The organism is Mycobacterium sp. TH-M103, assembly GCF_057473785.1.
In genome coordinates this window covers 17,539-37,737 of the sequence record NZ_JBYCLG010000320.1, presented here as the reverse complement: position 1 = coordinate 37,737, position 20,199 = coordinate 17,539, and the positions used below count along the sequence as shown (strand labels likewise).

The 20,199-nt window shown below is 70.9% G+C and carries 18 protein-coding genes and 2 pseudogenes; 14 read left to right on the top strand and 6 right to left on the bottom strand.

What is annotated here, in order from left to right; genetic code table 11:
- Nucleotides 1-149 (top strand): annotated as a pseudogene (locus AC2VOR_RS17760) (type III polyketide synthase); the annotation flags it as partial.
- Nucleotides 150-194: 45 nt separating this feature from the next.
- On the opposite strand, the gene AC2VOR_RS17755 reads toward AC2VOR_RS17760, so the two are convergent.
- Both AC2VOR_RS17755 and AC2VOR_RS17750 read right to left on the bottom strand, forming a co-directional pair.
- The gene (locus tag AC2VOR_RS17755; RefSeq protein WP_369738862.1) at nucleotides 195-1,976 is read right to left on the bottom strand and encodes an ABC-F family ATP-binding cassette domain-containing protein; all 1,782 of its coding nucleotides are present in this window, start codon (nucleotides 1,974-1,976) and stop codon (nucleotides 195-197) included.
- 146 nt (nucleotides 1,977-2,122) lie between these two features.
- Nucleotides 2,123-2,767, bottom strand: a complete 645-nt coding sequence (locus tag AC2VOR_RS17750) for a PAS and ANTAR domain-containing protein (protein ID WP_486964226.1) — start codon at nucleotides 2,765-2,767, stop codon at nucleotides 2,123-2,125.
- Nucleotides 2,768-3,061: 294 nt separating this feature from the next.
- On the opposite strand from AC2VOR_RS17750, the pseudogene AC2VOR_RS17745 reads away from it, so the two are divergent.
- Both AC2VOR_RS17745 and AC2VOR_RS17740 read left to right on the top strand, forming a co-directional pair.
- A pseudogene (locus AC2VOR_RS17745) lies at nucleotides 3,062-6,033 on the top strand (acyl-CoA synthetase).
- A complete protein-coding gene (locus AC2VOR_RS17740) occupies nucleotides 6,033-6,260 on the top strand; it encodes a Trm112 family protein (protein WP_369741617.1) in 228 nt (75 codons plus the stop codon). The pseudogene AC2VOR_RS17745 and the gene AC2VOR_RS17740 overlap by 1 nt, the downstream one beginning before the upstream one ends.
- On the opposite strand, the gene AC2VOR_RS17735 is transcribed toward AC2VOR_RS17740, so the two are convergent.
- The 4 genes from AC2VOR_RS17735 to AC2VOR_RS17720 all read right to left on the bottom strand — a co-directional run bounded on the left by AC2VOR_RS17735 (nucleotide 6,226) and on the right by AC2VOR_RS17720 (nucleotide 9,765).
- A complete protein-coding gene (locus tag AC2VOR_RS17735) occupies nucleotides 6,226-6,864 on the bottom strand; it encodes a TetR/AcrR family transcriptional regulator (protein ID WP_486964225.1) in 639 nt (212 codons plus the stop codon). The genes AC2VOR_RS17740 and AC2VOR_RS17735 overlap by 35 nt on opposite strands.
- Nucleotides 6,865-6,925: 61 nt before the next feature.
- Nucleotides 6,926-7,675, bottom strand: coding sequence for an ABC transporter permease (locus tag AC2VOR_RS17730; protein ID WP_486964224.1), 750 nt, complete (start codon nucleotides 7,673-7,675; stop codon nucleotides 6,926-6,928).
- Nucleotides 7,676-7,677: 2 nt separating this feature from the next.
- Nucleotides 7,678-8,442, bottom strand: a complete 765-nt coding sequence (locus AC2VOR_RS17725) for an ABC transporter ATP-binding protein (protein ID WP_486964223.1) — start codon at nucleotides 8,440-8,442, stop codon at nucleotides 7,678-7,680.
- Nucleotides 8,443-8,493: 51 nt separating this feature from the next.
- On the bottom strand, nucleotides 8,494-9,765 hold the full coding sequence (locus AC2VOR_RS17720; protein ID WP_369738857.1) for an ammonium transporter: 1,272 nt from the start codon (nucleotides 9,763-9,765) through the stop codon (nucleotides 8,494-8,496).
- 82 nt (nucleotides 9,766-9,847) lie between these two features.
- Here AC2VOR_RS17720 and AC2VOR_RS17715 point away from each other — a divergent pair, with 82 nt between their 5' ends.
- The 11 genes from AC2VOR_RS17715 (at nucleotide 9,848) to AC2VOR_RS17665 (ending at nucleotide 20,082) form a co-directional block, all read left to right on the top strand.
- Complete coding sequence (locus AC2VOR_RS17715) at nucleotides 9,848-10,462, top strand: DNA-3-methyladenine glycosylase (RefSeq protein ID WP_369738856.1); 615 nt, start codon at nucleotides 9,848-9,850, stop codon at nucleotides 10,460-10,462.
- Nucleotides 10,463-10,481: 19 nt separating this feature from the next.
- Entirely contained in the window at nucleotides 10,482-11,753 is a 1,272-nt protein-coding gene (tyrS, locus tag AC2VOR_RS17710) for a tyrosine--tRNA ligase (protein ID WP_369741615.1), read from the top strand.
- Between the two features lie 99 nt (nucleotides 11,754-11,852).
- Nucleotides 11,853-12,215: a DUF732 domain-containing protein gene (locus tag AC2VOR_RS17705; RefSeq protein ID WP_369738855.1), complete on the top strand. Its 363-nt coding sequence runs from the start codon at nucleotides 11,853-11,855 to the stop codon at nucleotides 12,213-12,215.
- 32 nt (nucleotides 12,216-12,247) lie between these two features.
- Nucleotides 12,248-13,048 (top strand): tetratricopeptide repeat protein, encoded by an 801-nt coding sequence (locus tag AC2VOR_RS17700; RefSeq protein ID WP_369738854.1) that lies wholly within the window; start codon nucleotides 12,248-12,250, stop codon nucleotides 13,046-13,048.
- A gap of 2 nt (nucleotides 13,049-13,050) precedes the next feature.
- Entirely contained in the window at nucleotides 13,051-14,061 is a 1,011-nt protein-coding gene (locus tag AC2VOR_RS17695; RefSeq protein ID WP_369738852.1) for an HAD-IIA family hydrolase, read from the top strand.
- A gap of 23 nt (nucleotides 14,062-14,084) precedes the next feature.
- Nucleotides 14,085-14,270 (top strand): hypothetical protein, encoded by a 186-nt coding sequence (locus AC2VOR_RS17690; RefSeq protein WP_369738851.1) that lies wholly within the window; start codon nucleotides 14,085-14,087, stop codon nucleotides 14,268-14,270.
- 4 nt (nucleotides 14,271-14,274) lie between these two features.
- Complete coding sequence (locus AC2VOR_RS17685; RefSeq protein WP_486964222.1) at nucleotides 14,275-15,081, top strand: TlyA family RNA methyltransferase; 807 nt, start codon at nucleotides 14,275-14,277, stop codon at nucleotides 15,079-15,081.
- Nucleotides 15,078-16,001, top strand: a complete 924-nt coding sequence (locus AC2VOR_RS17680) for an NAD kinase (RefSeq protein WP_369738850.1) — start codon at nucleotides 15,078-15,080, stop codon at nucleotides 15,999-16,001. The genes AC2VOR_RS17685 and AC2VOR_RS17680 overlap by 4 nt, the downstream gene beginning before the upstream one ends.
- 6 nt (nucleotides 16,002-16,007) lie before the next feature.
- Nucleotides 16,008-17,753, top strand: coding sequence for a DNA repair protein RecN (gene recN, locus AC2VOR_RS17675; RefSeq protein ID WP_369738849.1), 1,746 nt, complete (start codon nucleotides 16,008-16,010; stop codon nucleotides 17,751-17,753).
- A gap of 202 nt (nucleotides 17,754-17,955) precedes the next feature.
- Nucleotides 17,956-19,137, top strand: a complete 1,182-nt coding sequence (steA, locus tag AC2VOR_RS17670) for a putative cytokinetic ring protein SteA (protein ID WP_369738848.1) — start codon at nucleotides 17,956-17,958, stop codon at nucleotides 19,135-19,137.
- Nucleotides 19,138-20,082 (top strand): copper transporter, encoded by a 945-nt coding sequence (locus AC2VOR_RS17665; RefSeq protein WP_369738847.1) that lies wholly within the window; start codon nucleotides 19,138-19,140, stop codon nucleotides 20,080-20,082. It abuts the gene before it with no gap.
- Nucleotides 20,083-20,199: the final 117 nt, after the last annotated feature.

Genomic DNA, 20,199 nt, shown 5'->3' with positions numbered 1-20,199 from the left:
TGGGGGAGATCGCCAACCTCTCGTCGGCCTCGGTGCTGCACATCCTGCGCGACACCATCGCCAAGCCGCCGCCCAGCGAAAGCCCCGGGCTGATGCTTGCGATGGGGCCCGGATTCTGTTCCGAGATGGTGCTGTTGCGCTGGCACTGACCCGCCGATGTCCCGGGCCCGCTGGACCCGGGGGCGCGGCGACGATTATTCGAGGGTCTCGGACAGCTCCAGCCAGCGGCTTTCGGTCGCGGCGACCTCGTCTTCCAGCCCGCGCAGCTCCTGGGTCAACCGGGTGATGCCGACGTGGTCGGCCTGGTCGTGCTCGGCGAGCTCGACGTGCTTGGCGGCGATCCGGTCGGCCAGACGCGCCAGCTGCCTGTCGACGCCGGCCAGTTCCTTTTCGGCGGCACGCCGCTGTGCGCCGGACATCGCCTGCGGCTCCGAAGCCTTGGCGCTTGCCGGCCCGGCGGCGTTCGCCGCGGTGCGCTGCGCCGCCAGCCGCAGGTACTCGTCGATGCCGCCGGGCAGATGCCGCAGCCGCCCGTCGAGGATCGCGTACTGCTGATCGGTGACCCGTTCCAGCAGATAGCGGTCGTGCGAGACGACGATCAGCGTGCCGGCCCAGGAGTCGAGCAGGTCCTCGGTGGCGGTGAGCATGTCGGTGTCGACGTCGTTGGTGGGCTCGTCGAGCAGCAGCACGTTCGGTTCGGACAACAATGTGAGCATCAGCTGCAGTCGCCGCCGCTGGCCCCCGGACAGGTCGGCGACCCGCGCGGACAGCTGGCCGCGGCCGAACCCCAGCCGCTCCAGCAGCTGCGTCGGGGTGACCTCGCGGTCCTCGACCTGGTAGCCGCCGCGCAGCCGGGCCAGGACGTCGGCGATCCGGTCCCCGGCCACCGGGGCGAGCATCTCGCCCTGCTGGTCGAGCACCGCCAGCCGCACGGTCTTGCCACGTTTGACGCGCCCGCTGTCGGGCTGGATGGTGCCCGCGATCAGACCCAGCAGCGTCGACTTGCCGGCCCCGTTGGCGCCGACGATGCCGGTGCGCTCGCCCGGGCCGATTCGCCATTCGATGTCGCGCAGCACCGGGCGGCCCCCGAAGGAGACCGACACGTCGAGCAGGTCGATGACGTCCTTGCCCAGCCGGGCACTCGCCAGCTTGGCCAGTTCGACGGTGTTGCGCAGCGGCGGCACGTCGGCGATCAGCTGGTTGGCGGCCTCGATGCGGAACTTGGGTTTGGAGGTCCGCGCCTGCGGGCCCCGGCGCAGCCAGGCCAGTTCCTTGCGCATCAGGTTCTGCCGTTTGGCCTCGGCCGTGGCGGCCAGCCGGTCGCGTTCGACGCGCTGCAGCACGTAGGCCGCATATCCGCCTTCGAAGGGCTCGACGATGCCGTCGTGCACTTCCCATGTCGTCGTCGCGACGTCGTCGAGGAACCAGCGATCGTGGGTGACCAGCAACAGGCCGCCGGTGTTGCGGGCCCAGCGTTGCCGCAGGTGCTCGGCCAGCCAGGTGATGCCTTCGATGTCGAGGTGGTTGGTGGGCTCGTCGAGGGCGATCACGTCCCATTCGCCCACCAGCAGCCTGGCCAGCTGCACTCGGCGTCGCTGACCCCCGCTGAGGGTGGCCACGGTCGCCTCCCAGGCGATGTCGGACACCAGGCCGCCGACGACGTCGCGCACTCGCGCGTCACCCGCCCACTGGTGTTCGGCCTGGTCGCCGACGAGGGTCCAGCCCACCGTGCGGTCGGGATCGAGGGTGTCGGCCTGGCTCACCGCGCCCACCCGCAGCCCGCTGCGGCGGGTGACCCGCCCTGAGTCCGGCTGCAGCTCACCGGTCAGCAGGGCGAGCAGGCTGGACTTGCCGTCGCCGTTTCGCCCGACGATGCCGATGCGCGCGCCGTCGTTGACCCCGAGCGTGACCGACTCGAAGACCACTTGAGTGGGATATTCCAGGTGAACGGCCTCGGCCCCCAATAGGTGCGCCACCGGGACGACCTTAGTCGGACGCCGGCGGCGGGCATCTACGACAGCGTGAGGCTTGCTGCACGAGAGCACACGACAGCGAAGTCCGATTTGAGTTACCCGTCAGGCTGCCCCGTCATCGCGGTGGCCGGAATGACGGCCGGCCGGCGCTACTCGAGCGCGAGCAGCGCGTGGTCGACGTGGCTGCGGGTGTCGGCCGGCGCCCTGCCGTCGGACACGACGTCGAGGAACCGCGACGCCAGGTCACGCAGCTTGACGTTGGCCTCCTGGGAACGCCAGGCCAGGATGCGAAACGCGCGCTCCGCGGAGATGCCGTAGGCGGCCATGAGCACGCCTTTGGCCTGTTCGATCCGCGCCCGGGAGGCGGCCGCCGTCGACATCACGGCGGTGATGTCGGACTGCAACGAGTCGGTGACGTCGACGTAGAAACCGGACATGCCGATGATCCGGCCGTCGTCGTCGACCATGCGGTCTCCGGCGACGACGACCCAGCGGGTGCGCCCGGCAGTGTCGATGATGCGGTGCCGGCTGCTGAACGGCTCTCCCTTGTGCAGGTGCTCCAGCACGGCCGCGACGCGCTCGCGGTCTTCGGGGTGCTTGTGCTTCAGCAGCAGTTGGGTGGTCGGCTCGACGCTCCCGGGCTCGTAGCCGTGCATGCGAGCGATCACGTCCGACCACTCCCAACGCTCGTCGTCCAGGAAGAACCGGAACCTGCCCACCTCCTGGGGCTCGCCCAGCCCCAGCACCAGATCGACCGGGCTGTGCCCCTCTTCCTGCATCACCTCGGACGTCATCGACTCGAGCGCCGGTGAATCGCTTTCGGTGCTCGCCTGCCCCTCGGTGTCTGGCCGCCCGTCCGGTCTGAGGACGAAGTCGCCTTCGAAATTCACAGTCATCGCGCGTCCCTCGCTGTACCGCTGCTTGTTTCTGTGAGTCACACATGCCCATTTTGGGAAAAGTTCATGCACGCCCGCGGACCCGGTGACCGGCCGGCGACGGTGACCCGGTAGCCGCGGGAAACGTCCTGATCAGGACCGCAAAGGGCGCTCATGTGCCATGATGGCCAGGCTGTCGAGAATCAGGGAGCTTTGGTGGATCTGAACTTGTCGGTGATCACACGACCGGTCGGGCGCCTGGTCGCCACGGCGCAGAACGGTCTGGAGGTCCTGCGACTGGGGGGCCTGGAGACCGGCAGCGTCCCCTCGCCGTCGCAGACGGTCGAGAGCGTTTCGATGTACAAGCTGCGCCGTTACTTCCCGCCGGACAGCCGGCCGGGGCAGGGACGGGTGGGTCCGCCGGTGCTGATGGTGCACCCGATGATGATGTCGGCCGATATGTGGGACGTCACCCGCGCGGAAGGCGCGGTCGGGATCCTGCACGCCAACGGGCTCGATCCGTGGGTGATCGACTTCGGCTCACCCGACAAGGTCGAGGGCGGCATGCGCCGCAACCTGACCGACCACATCGTCGCGCTCAGCCAGGCCATCGACACGGTCCACGACGCCACCGGCAGCGACGTGCACCTGGTCGGATATTCGCAGGGCGGCATGTTCTGCTACCAGGCCGCGGCCTATCGGCGTTCGAAGAACATCGCCAGCATCGTGGCGTTCGGTTCGCCGGTGGACACCCTGGCCGCCCTGCCCATGGGCATCCCCGCGAACTTCGCGGCGCCCGCCGCGAGCTTCATGGCCGAGCACGTCTTCAGCTGGATGGACATCCCGAGCTGGTTGGCGCGCATGGGTTTCCAGATGCTCGATCCACTCAAGACCGCCAAGGCCCGGATCGACTTCGTGCGTCAGCTGCACGACCGGGAGGCCCTGCTGCCGCGCGAACAGCAGCGCAGGTTCCTCGAACGCGAGGGCTGGATCGCCTGGTCCGGCCCGGCCGTTTCCGAGCTGCTCACGCAGTTCATCGCGCACAACCGGATGATGACGGGCGGTTTCGCCATCAACGGGCAGATGGTCACGCTCACCGACATCACCTGCCCGGTTTTGGCTTTCGTCGGGGAGGTCGACGACATCGGGCAGCCGGCCTCGGTGCGCGGCATCCGCCGGGCGGCCCCGAACGCCGAAGTGTACGAATCCATCATCAGGACAGGACATTTCGGCCTCGTCGTCGGTTCCAAGGCGGCGGAGCAGAGCTGGCCCACCGTCGCGGCATGGGTGCAATGGCTCTCCAACGGCGGTGACAAACCCGGCGGCATCGACTTGATGGCCGATCAGCCCGAAGAGCACACCGACAGCGGGGTCGCGCTCAGCGCGCGGCTCGTGCACGGCATCGGGGAGGTCTCCGGCGCGGCGTTGTCGGCGGCCCGCGGCGCCGCCGACGCCGTCGTCTCGGCCAACAAGTCCATGCGCACCCTGGCCGTGGAGACGGTCCGGACGCTGCCGCGGCTGGTCCGCCTCGGCCAGATCAACGACCACACCCGGATCTCGCTGGGCCGCATCATCGAGGAGCAGGCCCACGACGCACCCAAGGGCGAGTTCCTGTTGTTCGACGGGCGCGTGCACACCTACGAGGCGGTGAACCGGCGCATCGACAACGTCGTGCGCGGCCTCATCGCGGTCGGGGTGCGGCAGGGCGATCGCGTAGGTGTGCTGATGGAGACCCGGCCCAGTGCGCTGGTCGCGATCGCCGCGCTGTCACGGCTGGGCGCGATCGCCGTGGTGATGAAGCCCGATACCGACCTGGCCGCGGCCGTTCGGCTCGGGGGAGCGTCGGAGATCCTCACCGACCCCACCAATCTCGACGCGGCGCGTGACCTTCCGGGGCACATCCTGGTGCTCGGCGGCGGCGAGTCCCGGGACCTGCACCTGCCCGGCGACAGCGACATCATCGACATGGAGCAGATCGACCCGGACGCCGTCGAGCTGCCCGCCTGGTACCGGCCCAACCCCGGGCTGGCCCGCGACCTGGCGTTCATCGCGTTCACCGCGGTCGGCGGCGAGCTGGTGCCCCGGCACATCACCAACTACCGCTGGGCGGTGTCGGCCTTCGGCACCGCGCCACGGCCGCGCTCGACCGCAAAGACACCGTCTACTGCCTGACACCGCTGCATCACGAGTCCGCGCTGCTGGTCAGCCTGGGCGGCGCCGTGGTCGGCGGCACCCGCATCGCGTTGTCGCGCGGCCTCGAGCCCGATCGGTTCATCCGGGAGGTCCGGCAGTACGGCGTGACCGTGGTGTCCTACACCTGGTCCCTGCTACGCGACGTCGTCGACGACCCCGCCTTCGTGCTGCACGGCAACCATCCGGTGCGGCTGTTCATCGGTTCGGGCATGCCGACCGGGTTGTGGGCGCGGGTCGTCGACGCGTTCGCCCCCGCCCACGTCGTCGAGTTCTTCGCCACCACCGACGGGCAGGCCGTGCTGGCCAACGTCTCGGGCGCCAAGATCGGCAGCAAGGGCCGCCCGCTGCCCGGCGCCGGGCGAATCGAGCTGGGCGCCTACGACGCCGAGCGCGACCTGATCCTGGAAAACGACCGTGGCTTCGTGCAGGTCGCCGAGCCCAACCAGGTCGGGGTCCTGCTCGCCGCGTCCAACGGGCCGATCGATCCCAGCGCGTCGGTCAAGCGCGGGGTGTTCGCCGCCGGCGACACCTGGATCTGCACCGAGTACCTCTTCCGCCGCGACGAGGACGGCGACTTCTGGCTGATGGGCCGGCGCGGCTCGGTGGTGCGCACCGCCCGCGGCCTGGTCTACGCCGAGCCGGTCACCGACGCGTTGGGCTGCATCAACGGCGTCGACCTGGCGGTGACCTACAACGTGCCGGTCGGGGACAGGCAGGTCGCGGTGTCGGCGGTGACGCTGCTGCCCGGTGCCACCATCACCGCGGCCGACCTGACCGAGGCGGTCGCCAAGATCCCCGTCGGGCTCGGGCCCGACGTCGTGCACGTGGTCCCGGAGCTGGCGCTCAGTGCCAGCTACCGTCCCACCGTCAGCGCCCTGCGCGCGGCCGGCATCCCCAAGCCGGGACGCCAGGTGTGGTATTTCGACACCGACAGCACACAGTTCCGCAAACTGACTCCGGGGGTCCGATCCGAGATGAGCGGCGCCTCATGATGATCGACGATGCACTGCTGAGCATTCTGGTGTGCCCGGCCGACCGGGGTCCGTTGGTGCTGGTATCCGAAGACGGCGGGGCCGATCTGCTCTACAACCCGCGGCTGCGGCGCGCCTACCGCATCGAGGACGGCATCCCGGTGCTGCTGATCGACGAGGCCCGCGACGTCGACGACGACGAGCACGCCAAGCTCATGGCACGAGCCCGTCCGGCAACTCCCCGGTGAGGTAGCGCTGCAGGTTCGGCGCGATGGTCCGCGCGATCTGCTCGGCCGGCAGCGACGCGAACGGTTCCAGGTCCAGGATGTAGCGGGCCATCACGACACCGACCAGTTGCGACGCGACGAACTGGATGCGGATGAGCCCGCTGCCGGGGGGATCGTCCACGCGCGGGCCGACTTCCACCGCGATCACGTCCTGGATGAACGTGCGGAACAGATTGACCTCGGAGCCGGCGAGGATCGACCGCAGCGTGGCGATGAACCCGGTACCGAGGTCGGAATCCCACAGCGGCAACAACATCGACGGCAGCCGGTAGCCGATCTCCTCGATCGGCACCTCGCGCAGCGGGCCGATGATGTCCATCGGATCCACCGGGATGTGCACCGCGGCGGCGAACAGCTTCTCCTTGGTGCCGAAGTAGTGATGCACCAGCGCCGAGTCCACTCCCGCCGCCGCCGCCACCGCACGGATCGAGGTGTTCCCGAAACCGTTGGCGGCGAACATTTCCCGCGCAACGTGCAGGATCCGGTTGCGGGTGCCGGAACTGCCCGCCGGCCGCCCGCGCCGTCTGGGCGCGCCCTTGCCGCCCGGCTGCGCCGCGCTTGCGATCACCACTAGGACCCTCCGTGGTGACCCGCTGCGCCCGGCTGCGCCGCGCTTGCGATCACCACTAGGGCGTCCGCCGCCGCAGCGTCGCCGCCGCCAGTCCCAGCGCCGCCACCGCGAAGCCCAACACGACGACGATGTCGCGCAGCGCGACGCCGGTCAGCCCGGGATGCGCATCCACCTGCTGGAGGGCCTCCAGGGCGTAGCTGGCCGGCAGCACGTCGGCGACCCACTGCAGCCAGTGCGCCATCAGCGCCCGTGGGACGATGATGCCGGCCAGCAGCAGCTGCGGGACGATGACCAACGGGATGAACTGCACGGCCTGGAATTCGGTGCGCGCGAACGCACTACACAGCAGGCCCAGGCCGACGCCCAGCACGGCGTTGACGATCGAGATCACGAACACCCACACGGGGCTGCCCGCGGTCTGGAAGCCGAGCAGCCAGAACGACACGACACAGGCGAGGGTGGCCTGCGCCGCCGCGGCGATCGAGAAGGCGGTCCCGTAGGCGGCGAGCAGGTCGAACCGGCGCAGCGGGGTGGTCAGGATGCGTTCCAGGGTCCCGGAACCACGCTCTCGTTGCATGGTGATCGCGGTGATGATGAACATCACGAAGAACGGGAACAGGCCGAGCAGGATCAGGCAGGCGGTGTTGAACGGCGACGGCGTGCCCGGCCGGTGCGGCACGTTTTCGAACATGTAGTACATCAGCGTGATGACCAGGATCGGCACCACCAGAATCAGCGCGACGCTGCGTTGGTCGGCGGCTAGCTGACGCAAGATTCGGGCGGTCGTGGCCGCGTAGTTCCGCAGCGTCAGCCGGCTGCGGGCATGGTGGTGTGCCGGATGATGGACAGGAACGCTTCCTCCAGTGACGTGCATCCGGTCTCCTTCCGCAGTTGGTCCGGTGTGGTGTGGGCCAGCAGCCGGCCCTCGCGCATCAGCAGCAGGTCGCCGCAGCGGTCGGCCTCGTCCATCACGTGGCTGGAGACCAGCAGCGTGGTGCCGCGCCGCGCCAGCGCGCCGAACTGCTCCCACAGCTCGACGCGCAGCACCGGGTCCAGGCCGATCGTCGGCTCGTCGAGCACCACCAGGTCCGGGCGGCCGACCAGTGCGCAGGCCAGCGAGACCCGGGTGCGCTGGCCGCCGGAGAGGTTGGCGCAGCGGGTGGTGCGGTGGGTGCGCAGGTCCACCGCGTCGATGATCTCGTCGGCGGCCTGCCGGTCGGCGCCGCAGAGGCCGGCGAAGTAGCGGATGTTGTCGATCACCCGCAGGTCGCCGTAGATCGTCGGATCCTGCGGCATGTAGCCGACCCGGTGCCGCAGCGACCGGGTGCCGGCGGGGTGGCCGAGGACGGTCACCGAGCCCCCGGTGACGATCTGCGTGCCGACGATGCAGCGCATCAGCGTGGTCTTGCCGGAGCCGGACGGGCCGAGCAGCCCGGTGATCGTGCCGCGCGCTATGCGCACCGAAAGATCTTGGACGACAAGCATCTTGCCGCGTACCACGTGCAGGCTCTCGATGGTGACGGCCGGTTCCGCGCCGTCCCGCAATAATTCATCATTCGATGAACTCATCACATGATGAATATCCGCCGGCGCAGCGGGGATGTCAAGGGCGGCGAAGCGCGCTCAGCTCCCCGGCAAGCCGGGGCGGCGCAACGGCAGGTGCCCGTGCACGCCCTCGGCGTAGGCGGTCTCGGCGTGCTGGGTGAGATCGACACCGGTGGTCTCGTCCTCGGCGCTGAGCCGGAAGCCCAGCAGGCGATCGATCAACTTGGCCAGCACGAAAGACACGACGAACGCATAGACCGCGACCACTACGATCGCCACCGACTGCTTGCCGAGTTGGGCGAAGCCGCCCCCGTAGAGCAGGCCCCGCGGCCCCGACGTCATGACCGCCGTGGCGAGCAACCCGATCAGCGACACCCCGACGACACCGCCGACGAAGTGCACACCGACCACGTCGAGCGAATCGTCGTAGGAGAAACGGAATTTGGCACCCACGGCGAAGGAGCACACGAAACCGGCCGCGAGCCCGACGACCGCCGCGCCGAGGGTGTCCACGGTCCCGCACGACGGCGTGATGGCCACCAGGCCCGCGACCACCCCGGACGCCGCACCGAACGTGGTGGGCTTGCCGTCACGAAACTGTTCGACCGAGAGCCAGCCGAGCATGCCCAGGCAGCCGGCGACGAGCGTGTTGAGGAAGATGGCCGCGGCGGTCCCGTTGGCGGCCAGGGCCGACCCGGCGTTGAAGCCGAACCAGCCGAACCACAGCAGCCCGACGCCGAGCATGACCAGTGGCAGGTTGTGCGGCCGCATGGCGTCCTTCTTGAAGCCGATGCGGGGCCCCAGCGCCAGCGCCAGGGCCAGGGCGGAGGCACCCGAGACGATCTCGACGACGAGACCGCCCGCGTAGTCGAGCACCCCGAGTTTGGCCAGCCAACCGCCGGGTCCCCACACCCAGTGGGCGACCACCGAATACACCACGATCGCCCACACCGGGACGAACACCATCCAGGCGGCGAATTTGGCGCGGTCGGCGATCGCGCCGCTGACCAGGGCCGCGGTGATGATCGCGAACGTCAACTGGAACGTGGCGAACAGCAACTCAGGCACCGCGCCGTGGGCGGTGCCGGGGGTGATGCCGAGCAGGCCGACGTGTCTGAGGTTGCCGACGAGCCCGCCCGCCGCGTCGTCGGAGAACGCGATCGTATAGCCGACCAGCAGCCATGCCACCGTGACCAGCGGTATGGAGATGAAGCTCATCATGATCATGTTGAGCACCCCGGTCGTGCGGACCATGCCGCCGTAGAAGATGGCCAGGCCCGGGGTCATCAGCAGGACCAGGGCGGTGCTGGCCAGGAGCCACGCCGTCGCGGCAGGGTCGATCGCTTGCATCGCTTTGGGCTCCTTCTTCCGCCCCTGACGTCCTCGAGACACCGGGATCCTGCCACGTTCGTGGTCCCGGTAGGTTCGACGGGTGGCTGCACGCCGGCTGTTGGTCGACCCGGTCGCGGCCGCGCACCGGCTGCTCGGCGCCACCCTCGCCTGCCGCGGCGTGCGCGCCACCGTGGTCGAGGTCGAGGCCTACGGGGGAGTTCCCGACGGCCCCTGGCCGGACGCCGCCGCCCACTCCTACCGCGGGCTCAGCGCCCGCAACGCCGTCATGTTCGGGCCGCCGGGGCGGCTCTACACCTACCGCAGCCACGGAATCCACGTCTGCGCCAACGTCTCGTGCGGGCCCGACGGCACCGCCGCGGCGGTCCTGCTGCGGGCAGCCGCGATCGAGGACGGGCTGCCCGTCGCCCGGTCCCGGCGGGGTGAGTCGGTGCGCGAGGCCGCGCTGGCGCGCGGCCCGGGCAATTTGTGTTCGGCGCTCGGAATCACCATGGCCGACAACGGGCTCGACGTGTTCGACCCCGACGCCGCCGTGCGCTTGACGCTCAACGGGCCGGCGGGCGCCGCGGTCGCGGGCCCGCGCGTGGGGATCAGCCAGGCCGCCGACCGGCCGTGGCGCCTGTGGCTCGCCGACCGGCCGGAGGTGTCGGCCTACCGCCGTAACCCCCGGGCGCCGGCGCCGGGCGCCAGCGACTAGCCCGAGGCGCACTGGAAAAATCGACGCCATGATCCTCGACGAGCTGGGCTGGCGCGGGCTGATCGCGCAGTCCACCGACCTCGATGCGCTGGCCGCCGAAGCGGAGCGCGGCCCGATGACGGTGTACGCCGGCTTCGACCCGACCGCGCCCAGCCTGCATGCCGGACACCTGGTGCCGTTGCTGGCGCTGCGGCGGTTCCAGCGGGCCGGTCACCGGCCGATCGTGCTGGCCGGCGGCGCCACCGGCATGATCGGCGACCCGCGCGAGATCGGCGAGCGCACCCTCCACGAGGCCGACACCGTCGCGCAGTGGACCGAGCGCATCGGCGGCCAGCTGGAGCGCTTCGTCGACTTCGACACGTCGCCCACCGGAGCGGTCGTCGTCAACAACCTGGACTGGACGGCCCCGCTGTCGGCGATCGAGTTCCTGCGCGACCTCGGCAAGCATTTCTCGGTCAACGTGATGCTGGATCGCGACACCGTCCGGCGGCGCCTGGAGGGCGAGGGCATCTCCTACACCGAGTTCAGCTACATGCTGTTGCAGGCCAACGACTACGTCGAGTTGCACCGCCGCTACGGCTGCACGCTGCAGATCGGCGGCTCCGACCAGTGGGGCAACATCATCGCCGGGGTGCGGCTGGTCCGCCAGAAGCTGGGCGCGTCCGTGCACGCGCTGACGGTCCCGCTGGTGACTGCGGCCGACGGCACCAAGTTCGGCAAGTCCACCGGCGGCGGCAGCCTGTGGCTGGACCCGGAGATGACCAGCCCCTACGCGTGGTACCAGTACTTCTTCAACACCGCCGACGCCGACGTGATCCGCTACCTGCGCTGGTTCACCTTCCTGACCGCCGACGAGCTGGCCGAGCTGGAACAGGCCACCGCCGAACGCCCCCAACAACGCGCCGCCCAACGGCGGCTAGCCCGGGAGCTGACCGTGCTGGTGCACGGCGAGGCGGCCACCGAGGCCGTCGAACACGCCAGCCGCGCGCTGTTCGGGCAGGGCGAACTCGAGCGTCTGGACGAGGCGACGCTGGCGGCGGCCTTGCGCGAGACGTCGGTGGCCGAGCTCGAGCCGGGCGGCCCCGACGGCATCGTCGACCTGTTGGTGGCCAGCGGCCTGTCCGAGAGCCGGAAGGCCGCCCGCCGCACGATCGGCGAGGGCGGCGTCTCGGTCAACAACACGCGCATCGAGACCGAGGAGTGGGCCCCGCAGAGCTCGGATTTCCTGCACGGCCGCTGGTTGGTGCTGCGCCGCGGCAAACGTAACGTCGCCGGGGTGCAGAGGATCTAGAACGCGGCCGCAACGATCCGCGACCGCAAAACGCGTTAGTGCGCAAACCTTTACCTCACCGTGCCACGGCTGTGATCCCCGTTGGCCAGTGTTGTCACGATGACTTGGGCGACGCATGCGCAACTGACCCTGGTGCGGTTCCTGGGGGTGACCACGGTGCTGATCGCTCTGGCCGGAGCGGTGGCGGCGCCCATTCGCGCGGACATGCTCGGTAACGCCTTTTTGTCGGCACTGACCAACGCCGGCATCGCCTACTCCCAGCCCGCCACCACGCTGGCGCTGGGGCAGTCGGTGTGCCCGTCGTTGTTCTCCCCGGGCGGGTCGTTCGACTCCGTCGTGGACAGGATGGCCGCGAACACCGGCATGCCCTACGTCATCGCGGGCAAGTTCGCGATCGTCGCGGTCGCGACGTACTGCCCGGCGATGATGGCGCCGCTGCTGCCCAACCGCCTGCAGTCCTAGTCGAGTCCGGGCGGCCCCGTATCCTCAGCAGCGTGGTCGACGACAGGCAGAAACCCGGCAGGGAGCGCCGTCCGCGCCCGGCGTCGGGGGGCTGGTCGGGGCCCGGCCGGGCCCGCACGTCCCAGCCGAAGAACGCCGACGGCCGCCACCCCCACGGCGACCGCGCGGTGCACGACGCGCCCGCCATCCCGGCCGACGTGGACGCCCGCCAGCTGGACCCCGCGATCCGCCGCGAGCTGAGCACCCTGGACCGTGCCACCGCCGACGCGGTGGCGCGTCACCTGGTCGCCGCCGGCGCGCTGCTGGACGAGGACCCGCAGACCGCGCTCGCTCATGCGCGCGCGGCCCGGGCCCGCTCCAGCAGGATCGCCGCGGTCCGCGAGGCGGTCGGCATCGCCGCCTATCACTGCGGCGACTGGGCCCAGGCGCTGTCGGAGCTGCGCGCCGCGCGCCGGATGGGCAGCAAATCGTCGTTGCTCGCCATGATGGCCGATTGCGAGCGCGGGCTGGGCCGCCCGGAGCGGGCGATCGAGCTGGCCCGCGGACCCGAGGCCGCCGCGCTGAGCGGCGACGACGCCGACGAGTTGCGCATCGTCGCCGCCGGCGCTCGCGCCGATCTCGGCCAGCTCGAGCAGGCGCTGACGGTGCTGTCCACACCGCAGCTGGACCCGGCCCGCAGAGGCCCGACGGCGGCCCGGCTGTTCTACGCCTACGCCGACACGCTGCTCGCGCTGGGTCGCAGGGACGAGGCGCTGCACTGGTTCCTGCGTTCCGCGGATGCGGACGTCGAAGGCGTCACCGACGCCGAGGACCGGGTCGGCGAGCTCGCCTGAACATGAGGACCATCGCGCAGGAATACGACTGCCTGCTGATCGACCTGGACGGGACGGCGTTCTGCGGCCGTAGCCCCACCGAGGGCGCGGTGGAGGCGCTCGCCGAGGTGCGCGCCCGCATCTTCTTCGTCACCAACAACGCCTCCCGCAGCGCCGAGGAGGTCGCGGCGCACCTGGGCGACCTCGGCTTCACCGCCGCCCCCGAAGACGTCGTGACCAGCGCCCAGAGCGCCGCGCGGCTGCTGGCCGATCAGCTGCCGGCGGGCTCCCCGGTGCTGATCGTGGGCACCGACGCGTTGGCCGGCGAGGTCGCCGCGGTCGGGCTGCGCCCCGTGCGCCGCTACGACGATCACCCGGTCGCCGTCGTGCAGGGGCTGTCCATGACCGTCGGCTGGCCGGAACTGGCCGAGGCCGCCCAGGCGATCCGGGCCGGCGCGTTGTGGGTGGCGGCCAACCTCGACCCCGCGTTGCCCACCGAACGGGGGCTGTTGCCCGGCAACGGGTCCATGGTCGCCGCGCTGCGGACGGCGACCGGCGCCGAACCTCAGGTCGCCGGCAAGCCGGCGCCGCGGCTGTTCACCGACGCCGTGGCCCGCGGCGAGTTCCGCGCGCCGCTGGTGGTCGGGGACAGGCTGGACACCGACATCGAGGGCGCCAACGCCGCCGGGCTGCCCAGCCTGCTGGTGCTCTGCGGGGTCAACACCGCGCGCGACGCGGTGTGCGCCGAGCCCGTCCACCGCCCCACCTACATCGGCCACGACCTGCGCTCCCTGCATCGCAGCGGCGAGTCGCTCGCGGTGGGCCCGCAACCGGGCTGGCGCGTGGAGGTCACCGACGCCGCGGTGACCGTCAGCGCCGACGGCGGCGGCGACCCGGATGGGGACGGGATGGCGGTCGTGCGCGCGGTCGCCGACGCGGTGTGGAGCGCTGGGGCCGCCGCGCCGCGCATCCGGGCCGGCGACGACCGGGCCCGCGACGCCCTGCAGCGCTGGTCGTTGCTGCACTCCGAGTGATGGATGACTAGCGTAGGGACGCGATGGATATCGACCCTGACCAGATCCGCGCCGAAATCGACACCCTGCTCGCCCGGCTGCCCGACCCCGGGGAGTCCGAAACCGCCGAGGACGGGCCCTCGCTCGCCCAGCTGGAAGACATAGCCCGCCGCCTCTCCGAGGCGCACGACGTGCTGCTGGCCGCGCTGGAGTCGGCGGAGAAGGGCTAGCGCGGTGGCGCGACGTGCCCGCGTTGACGCCGAGCTCGTTCGGCGCGGCCTCGCCCGGTCGCGTCAGCAGGCCGCGGAGTTGATCGACGCCGGGAAGGTCAGCATCGACGGGCTGCCCGCGCGCAAGCCGGGCACCGCCGTCGCCGTCACCGCCAGGCTGACCGTCGCCGACGGCGAACGCGGCTGGGTGTCGCGCGGGGCGCACAAGCTCATCGGCGCACTCGACGCCTTCGACATCTCCCTGGCGGACCGCCGCTGCCTGGACGCCGGGGCGTCGACGGGCGGGTTCACCGAGGTGCTGCTGGACCGCGGGGCCGCCGAGGTGGTCGCCGCCGACGTGGGGTACGGGCAGCTGGCCTGGTCGCTGCGCAGCGATCCGCGGGTGGTCGTCGTCGAGCGGACCAACGTCCGCGACCTGACACCGGAGGCGATCGGCGGGGCGGTCGACGTGGTGGTGGCCGACCTGTCGTTCATCTCGCTGGCCACCGTGTTGCCCGCGCTGGTTCGGTGCGCGCGGGGCGGCGCGGATATCGTTCCCATGGTGAAGCCGCAGTTTGAGGTGGGCAGGGGCCTGGTGGGTGCCGGTGGGGTGGTGGCCGATCCCGGTTTGCGCGCCGACTCGGTGCTGGCCGTGGCGCGGCGGGCCGGGGAGCTGGGTTGGCACACGGTCGGCGTCGCCGCCAGCCCGTTGCCGGGTCCCTCGGGCAACGTGGAGTACTTCTTGTGGCTGCGCGCCGAGACCGATCGCGCGCTGACCGGAGACGAGCTGGGGGACGCGGTGCGTCGCGCCGTGACGGAGGGCCCGCGATGACGTCCGAACGGACCGTCCTGCTGGTGGTGCACACCGGCCGCGAGGAGGCCACCGAGACCGCGCGGCGGATAGTAAAAGTCCTGGGCGACAACGGCATCAGGCTGCGCTTGCTCTCCGCCGAGGCCGTCGACAGGGGATCGCTGCACCTCGCTCCCGAGGAGATGCGGGCGATGGGCGTCGACATCGAGGTGGTCGAGGCCGACCCGCACGCGGCCGAGGGCTGCGAGCTGGTGCTGGTGCTCGGTGGCGACGGCACCTTCCTGCGGGCGGCGGAGCTGGCGAAAAACGCCGGCGTCCCGGTGCTGGGGGTCAACCTGGGCAGGATCGGATTCCTGGCCGAAGCCGAGGCCGAGACCATCGATCGCGTGCTGGACCGCGTCGTCACCCGCAACTACCAGGTGGAGCACCGCCTGACCCTCGACGTCGTCGTGACCCAGGGCGACCGGGTCATCGGGCGCGACTGGGCGCTCAACGAGATGAGTCTGGAACGCGGTCCGCGGTTGGGTGTGCTCGGGGTGGTCGTCGAGATCGAGGGACGCCCGGTGTCGGCTTTCGGCTGCGACGGGGTGCTGGTGTCGACGCCCACCGGGTCGACCGCGTACGCGTTCTCCGCCGGTGGCCCGGTGCTGTGGCCGGACCTCGAGGCGATCCTGGTGGTGCCCAACAACGCTCACGCGTTGTTCGCCCGGCCCATGGTCATCAGTCCCGATGCCACCGTCGCGATCGAGATCGAAGGGGACGGTCACGACGCCCTGGTGTTCTGCGACGGGCGCCGCGAGATGCCGGTGCCCGCCGGCAGCCGGCTCGAGGTCGCGCGCTGCGACACCCCGGTGAAGTGGGCGCGCATCGACAGTGCGCCGTTCACCGACCGGCTGGTGCGCAAGTTCCGGTTGCCGGTGACCGGGTGGCGCGGAAAGTAACCGCGGGTGCTCACCGAGATTCGGATCGAGTCGCTGGGCGCCATCAGCGTGGCGACCGCCGAGTTCGGCCGCGGCCTCACGGTGCTCACCGGCGAGACCGGCACCGGCAAGACGATGGTGGTCACCGGCCTGCACCTGCTGGGCGGCGCCCGCGCCGACCCGACCCGGGTGCGGTCCGGGGCCGAGCGCGCCATAGTCGAAGGCCGTTTCACCACAACCGATCTCGACGATGCGGTGAGCGCGCGCCTGGACGGGATGCTGGACGCGTCGGGGTCCGAGCGCGACGAGGACGGCAGCGTCATCGCGCTGCGCTCGGTCAGCCGGGAGGGGCCGTCGCGGGCCTACCTGGGGGGCCGCAGCGTGCCGGCCAAGTCGCTGAGCGGTTTCACCGCCGAGCTGTTGACCCTGCACGGGCAGAACGACCAGCTGCGCCTGATGCGCCCGGAGGAGCAGCGCGCCGCGCTGGACCGCTTCGCGGGCACCGCCCCCGCGTGTGAGCGCTACCGCACGCTGCGCGACGCCTGGCTGTCGGCGCGGCGCGACCTGGCCGACCGGCGCGCCCGGGCCCGCGAACTCGCGCAGGAGGCCGACCGGCTGAAGTTCGCGCTCACCGAGATCGACGCCGTCGACCCGAAACCCGGCGAGGACGACGCGCTGGTCGCCGACATCGTGCGGCTCTCCGAACTGGACACGCTGCGCGAGGCCGCGGCCGGTGCGCGTGCAGCGCTGGCCGGGGCGACCGACGACGCCGACGGTGCGGGCGCCACCGAGTGGCTGGGGCGGGCGCGCACGGCCCTGGAGTCGGTCGACGACGCGACGCTGCGGGCGCTGGCCGGGCAGGTCGGCGATGCCCTGACGCTGGTCGCCGAGGCGGCCCGCGAGCTCGGTGGCTTCCTGGACGAGCTGCCCGTCGACGCGAGTGCGCTGGAATCCAAGCTGGCCCGTCAGGCCGAGCTGCGCACGCTGACCCGCAAGTACGCCGCCGACATCGACGGCGTGCTGCGCTGGGCGCGCGACGCCCGGGAGCGGCTCGCCCAGCTTGACACCTCGCCGGAGGGCCTGGCGGGCCTGTCGGCTCGGGTCGACGAGTTGGCAGCCGAATTATCAGCGGCCGCAGTCGATCTCAGCAATGCGCGACGCAAGGCGGCCAAGCGGCTGGCCAAGGACGTGACCGCGGAGCTGTCCGGCCTGGCGATGGGCGACGCGGAGTTCACCATCGAAGTCGGCATCGAGGCGGCGGAGCCGGACGACGCCGCGGCCCTCGCGCTGCCCTCCGGGGAACTGGCCAGGGCGGGCGCCGACGGCGTCGACAACGTCGAGTTCGGCTTCGCGGCGCACCGCGGCATGACGGTGCTGCCGCTGGCCAAGAGCGCCTCCGGCGGCGAGCTGTCCCGGGTGATGCTGGCGCTGGAGGTGGTGCTGGCGGCCTCCGCGTCGGGCCTGACGATGGTGTTCGACGAGGTCGACGCCGGCGTCGGCGGCCGCGCGGCGGTGCAGATCGGGCGGCGGCTGGCCCGGCTGGCGCGCACCCATCAGGTCATCGTGGTGACGCACCTGCCGCAGGTCGCCGCGTACGCGGACGTGCACCTGGTGGTGCACGGCGCCCGGGGCGCGAGTTCGGTGCGGGGCGTCACCGGCGACGAGCGGGTCGCCGAGCTGGCGCGGATGCTGGCCGGCCTGGGCGAATCCGACAGCGGCCGCGCCCACGCCCGCGAGTTGCTCGACGCCGCCCAGCGCGACAGCCACCCCTAGCGGCGAAACCCCTATCAGCCGCGACCGCGCGTGTTTTGTGCGCTGACACGCCGCAAACCGCGTACAACTACGCACCCTTGCGCGGCAGTCCCGATGCCGACCTGTCACCGGCCTGTGACAGGTGTGGCTCTAGATAACTTATGATGCTGGTGTTACGGCGCGCCTCCCCGCCCCGGCGGCGCATCGCCGACAGAATCGGCCCATGAAGATGTCAGGGCTGCTCTCGCGTAACACGTCCCGGCCGGGCCTGACCGGCACCGCCCGGGTGGATCGGAACATCGACCGCCTGCTGCGCCGGGTCTGTCCCGGCGACATCGTGGTACTCGACATTCTGGACTTGGACCGCATCACCGCCGACGCGCTGGTGGAAGCCGACATCGCCGCGGTCGTCAACGCGTCGCCCTCGGTGTCGGGACGCTACCCGAACATGGGCCCGGAGGTGTTGGTCAACAACGGGGTCACCCTGATCGACGACACGGGCCCGGAGATCTTCAAGAAGGTCAAGGACGGCGCCAAGATCCGCCTGCACGAGGGCGGGGTGTACGCGGGGGATCGTCGGCTGGTCCGCGGGACCGAGCGCACCGACCACGACATCGCCGACCTGATGCGGGAGGCCAAGAGCGGCCTGGCCGCCCACCTGGAGGCGTTCGCGGGCAACACCATCGAGTTCATCAAGAGCGAGAGCCCGCTGCTGATCGACGGTATCGGCATCCCCGACGTCGACGTCGACCTGCGCCGTCGGCACGTCGTGATCGTCGCCGACGAGCCCAGCGCCGAAGACGACCTGCGCTCGCTCAAGCCCTTCATCAAGGAGTACCAGCCGGTGCTCATCGGTGTCGGTTGCGGTGCGGATGTGTTGCGCAAGGCAGGATATCGCCCGCAACTCATCGTCGGCGACCCCGACCACATCAGCACCGAGGCCCTCAAGTGCGGCGCCCAGGTCGTGCTGCCCGCCGATGCAGACGGGCACGCGCCCGGCCTGGCGCGGATCCAGGATCTTGGGGTGGGGGCAATGACGTTCCCGGCGGCGGGTTCGGCCGTGGACCTGGCGCTGCTGCTGGCCGACCATCACGGCGCCGCGCTGCTGGTGACGGCCGGCCACACCGCCAACATCGAGACCTTCTTCGACCGCACGCGCGCGCAGAGCAACCCGTCGACGTTCCTGACCAGGTTGCGGGTGGGGGAGAAGGTGGTGGACGCCAAGGCCGTTGCTACCCTGTACCGCCACAACATCTCCGGCGGCGCCATCGCGCTGCTGGCGCTGACGATGCTGATCGCCGTCGTCGTCGCGCTGTGGGTCTCGCGCACTGACGCCTTGGTGCTGCACTGGATCACCGACTACTGGAACCACCTGACTCTCATGGTGCAGAAGTGGATGACCTAGATGATCTCGTTACGTCAACACGCGCTCTCGCTGGCCGCGGTCTTCCTGGCCCTGGCCGTGGGGGTGGTGCTGGGTTCCGGCTTCCTGTCGGACACCCTGCTGTCCAGCCTGCGCGCCGAGAAGCGTGATCTGTACACGCAGATCAGCGGACTCAACGACCAGAAGAATGCGCTGAATCAAAAGCTCGGCGCGGCAAACACTTTCGATGACCAACTGGCCGGGCGCATCGTGCACGACGCGCTGGGCGGCAAGTCGGTGGTGGTGTTCCGCACCCCGGACGCCAAAGACGACGACGTGGCGGCCGTCGCGAAGTTCGTCGGCCAGGCCGGTGGCGCGGTCACCGGGACGGTTTCCCTGACCCAGGAGTTCGTCGACGCCAACTCTGCCGAGAAGCTGCGTACGGTGGTGAACTCGTCGGTCCTGCCCGCCGGCCAGCAACTGAGCACCAAGCTCGTCGACCAGGGCTCGCAGGCCGGTGACCTGATGGGCATCGCGCTGTTGATCAACGCCAACCCCGACGCGCCCGCCGTCGGCGATCCCGAGCGTGACACCGTGCTGGCGGCGCTGCGGGACACCGGATTCATCACCTATCAGCCGGCCGATCACCTGGGGGCGGCCAACGCCGCACTCGTGGTGACCGGCGGGGCGCTGCCGCAGGACGCCGGCAACCAGGGTGTCAGTGTGGCGCGGTTCTCCGCGGCACTGGCGCCGCACGGTTCGGGCACGCTGCTCGCCGGGCGCGACGGGTCTGCCACCGGCGGCGCCGCGGTCGCCGTGACCCGCGCCGACTCCGGCATGTCGTCGGTGGTCAGCACCGTCGACGACGTCGACACCGCCCCGGGGAGGATCACCGCGATCCTGGGCCTGCACGACCTGATCAACGGCGGCCACGTCGGGCAGTACGGCATCGGCCACGGGGCGACCTCGGTCACCGTCCCGCAGTAAACGGCTCGCGCCGGGCGTGTTCGCGGCACCTGGGCGTGCCGGGTGTTAGGGTGGGATTCCGTGGTTCGGCAGGCCCATCTAGCTGAAGCTAGAAAAACTCAAGCCCTGCCCTTCTTC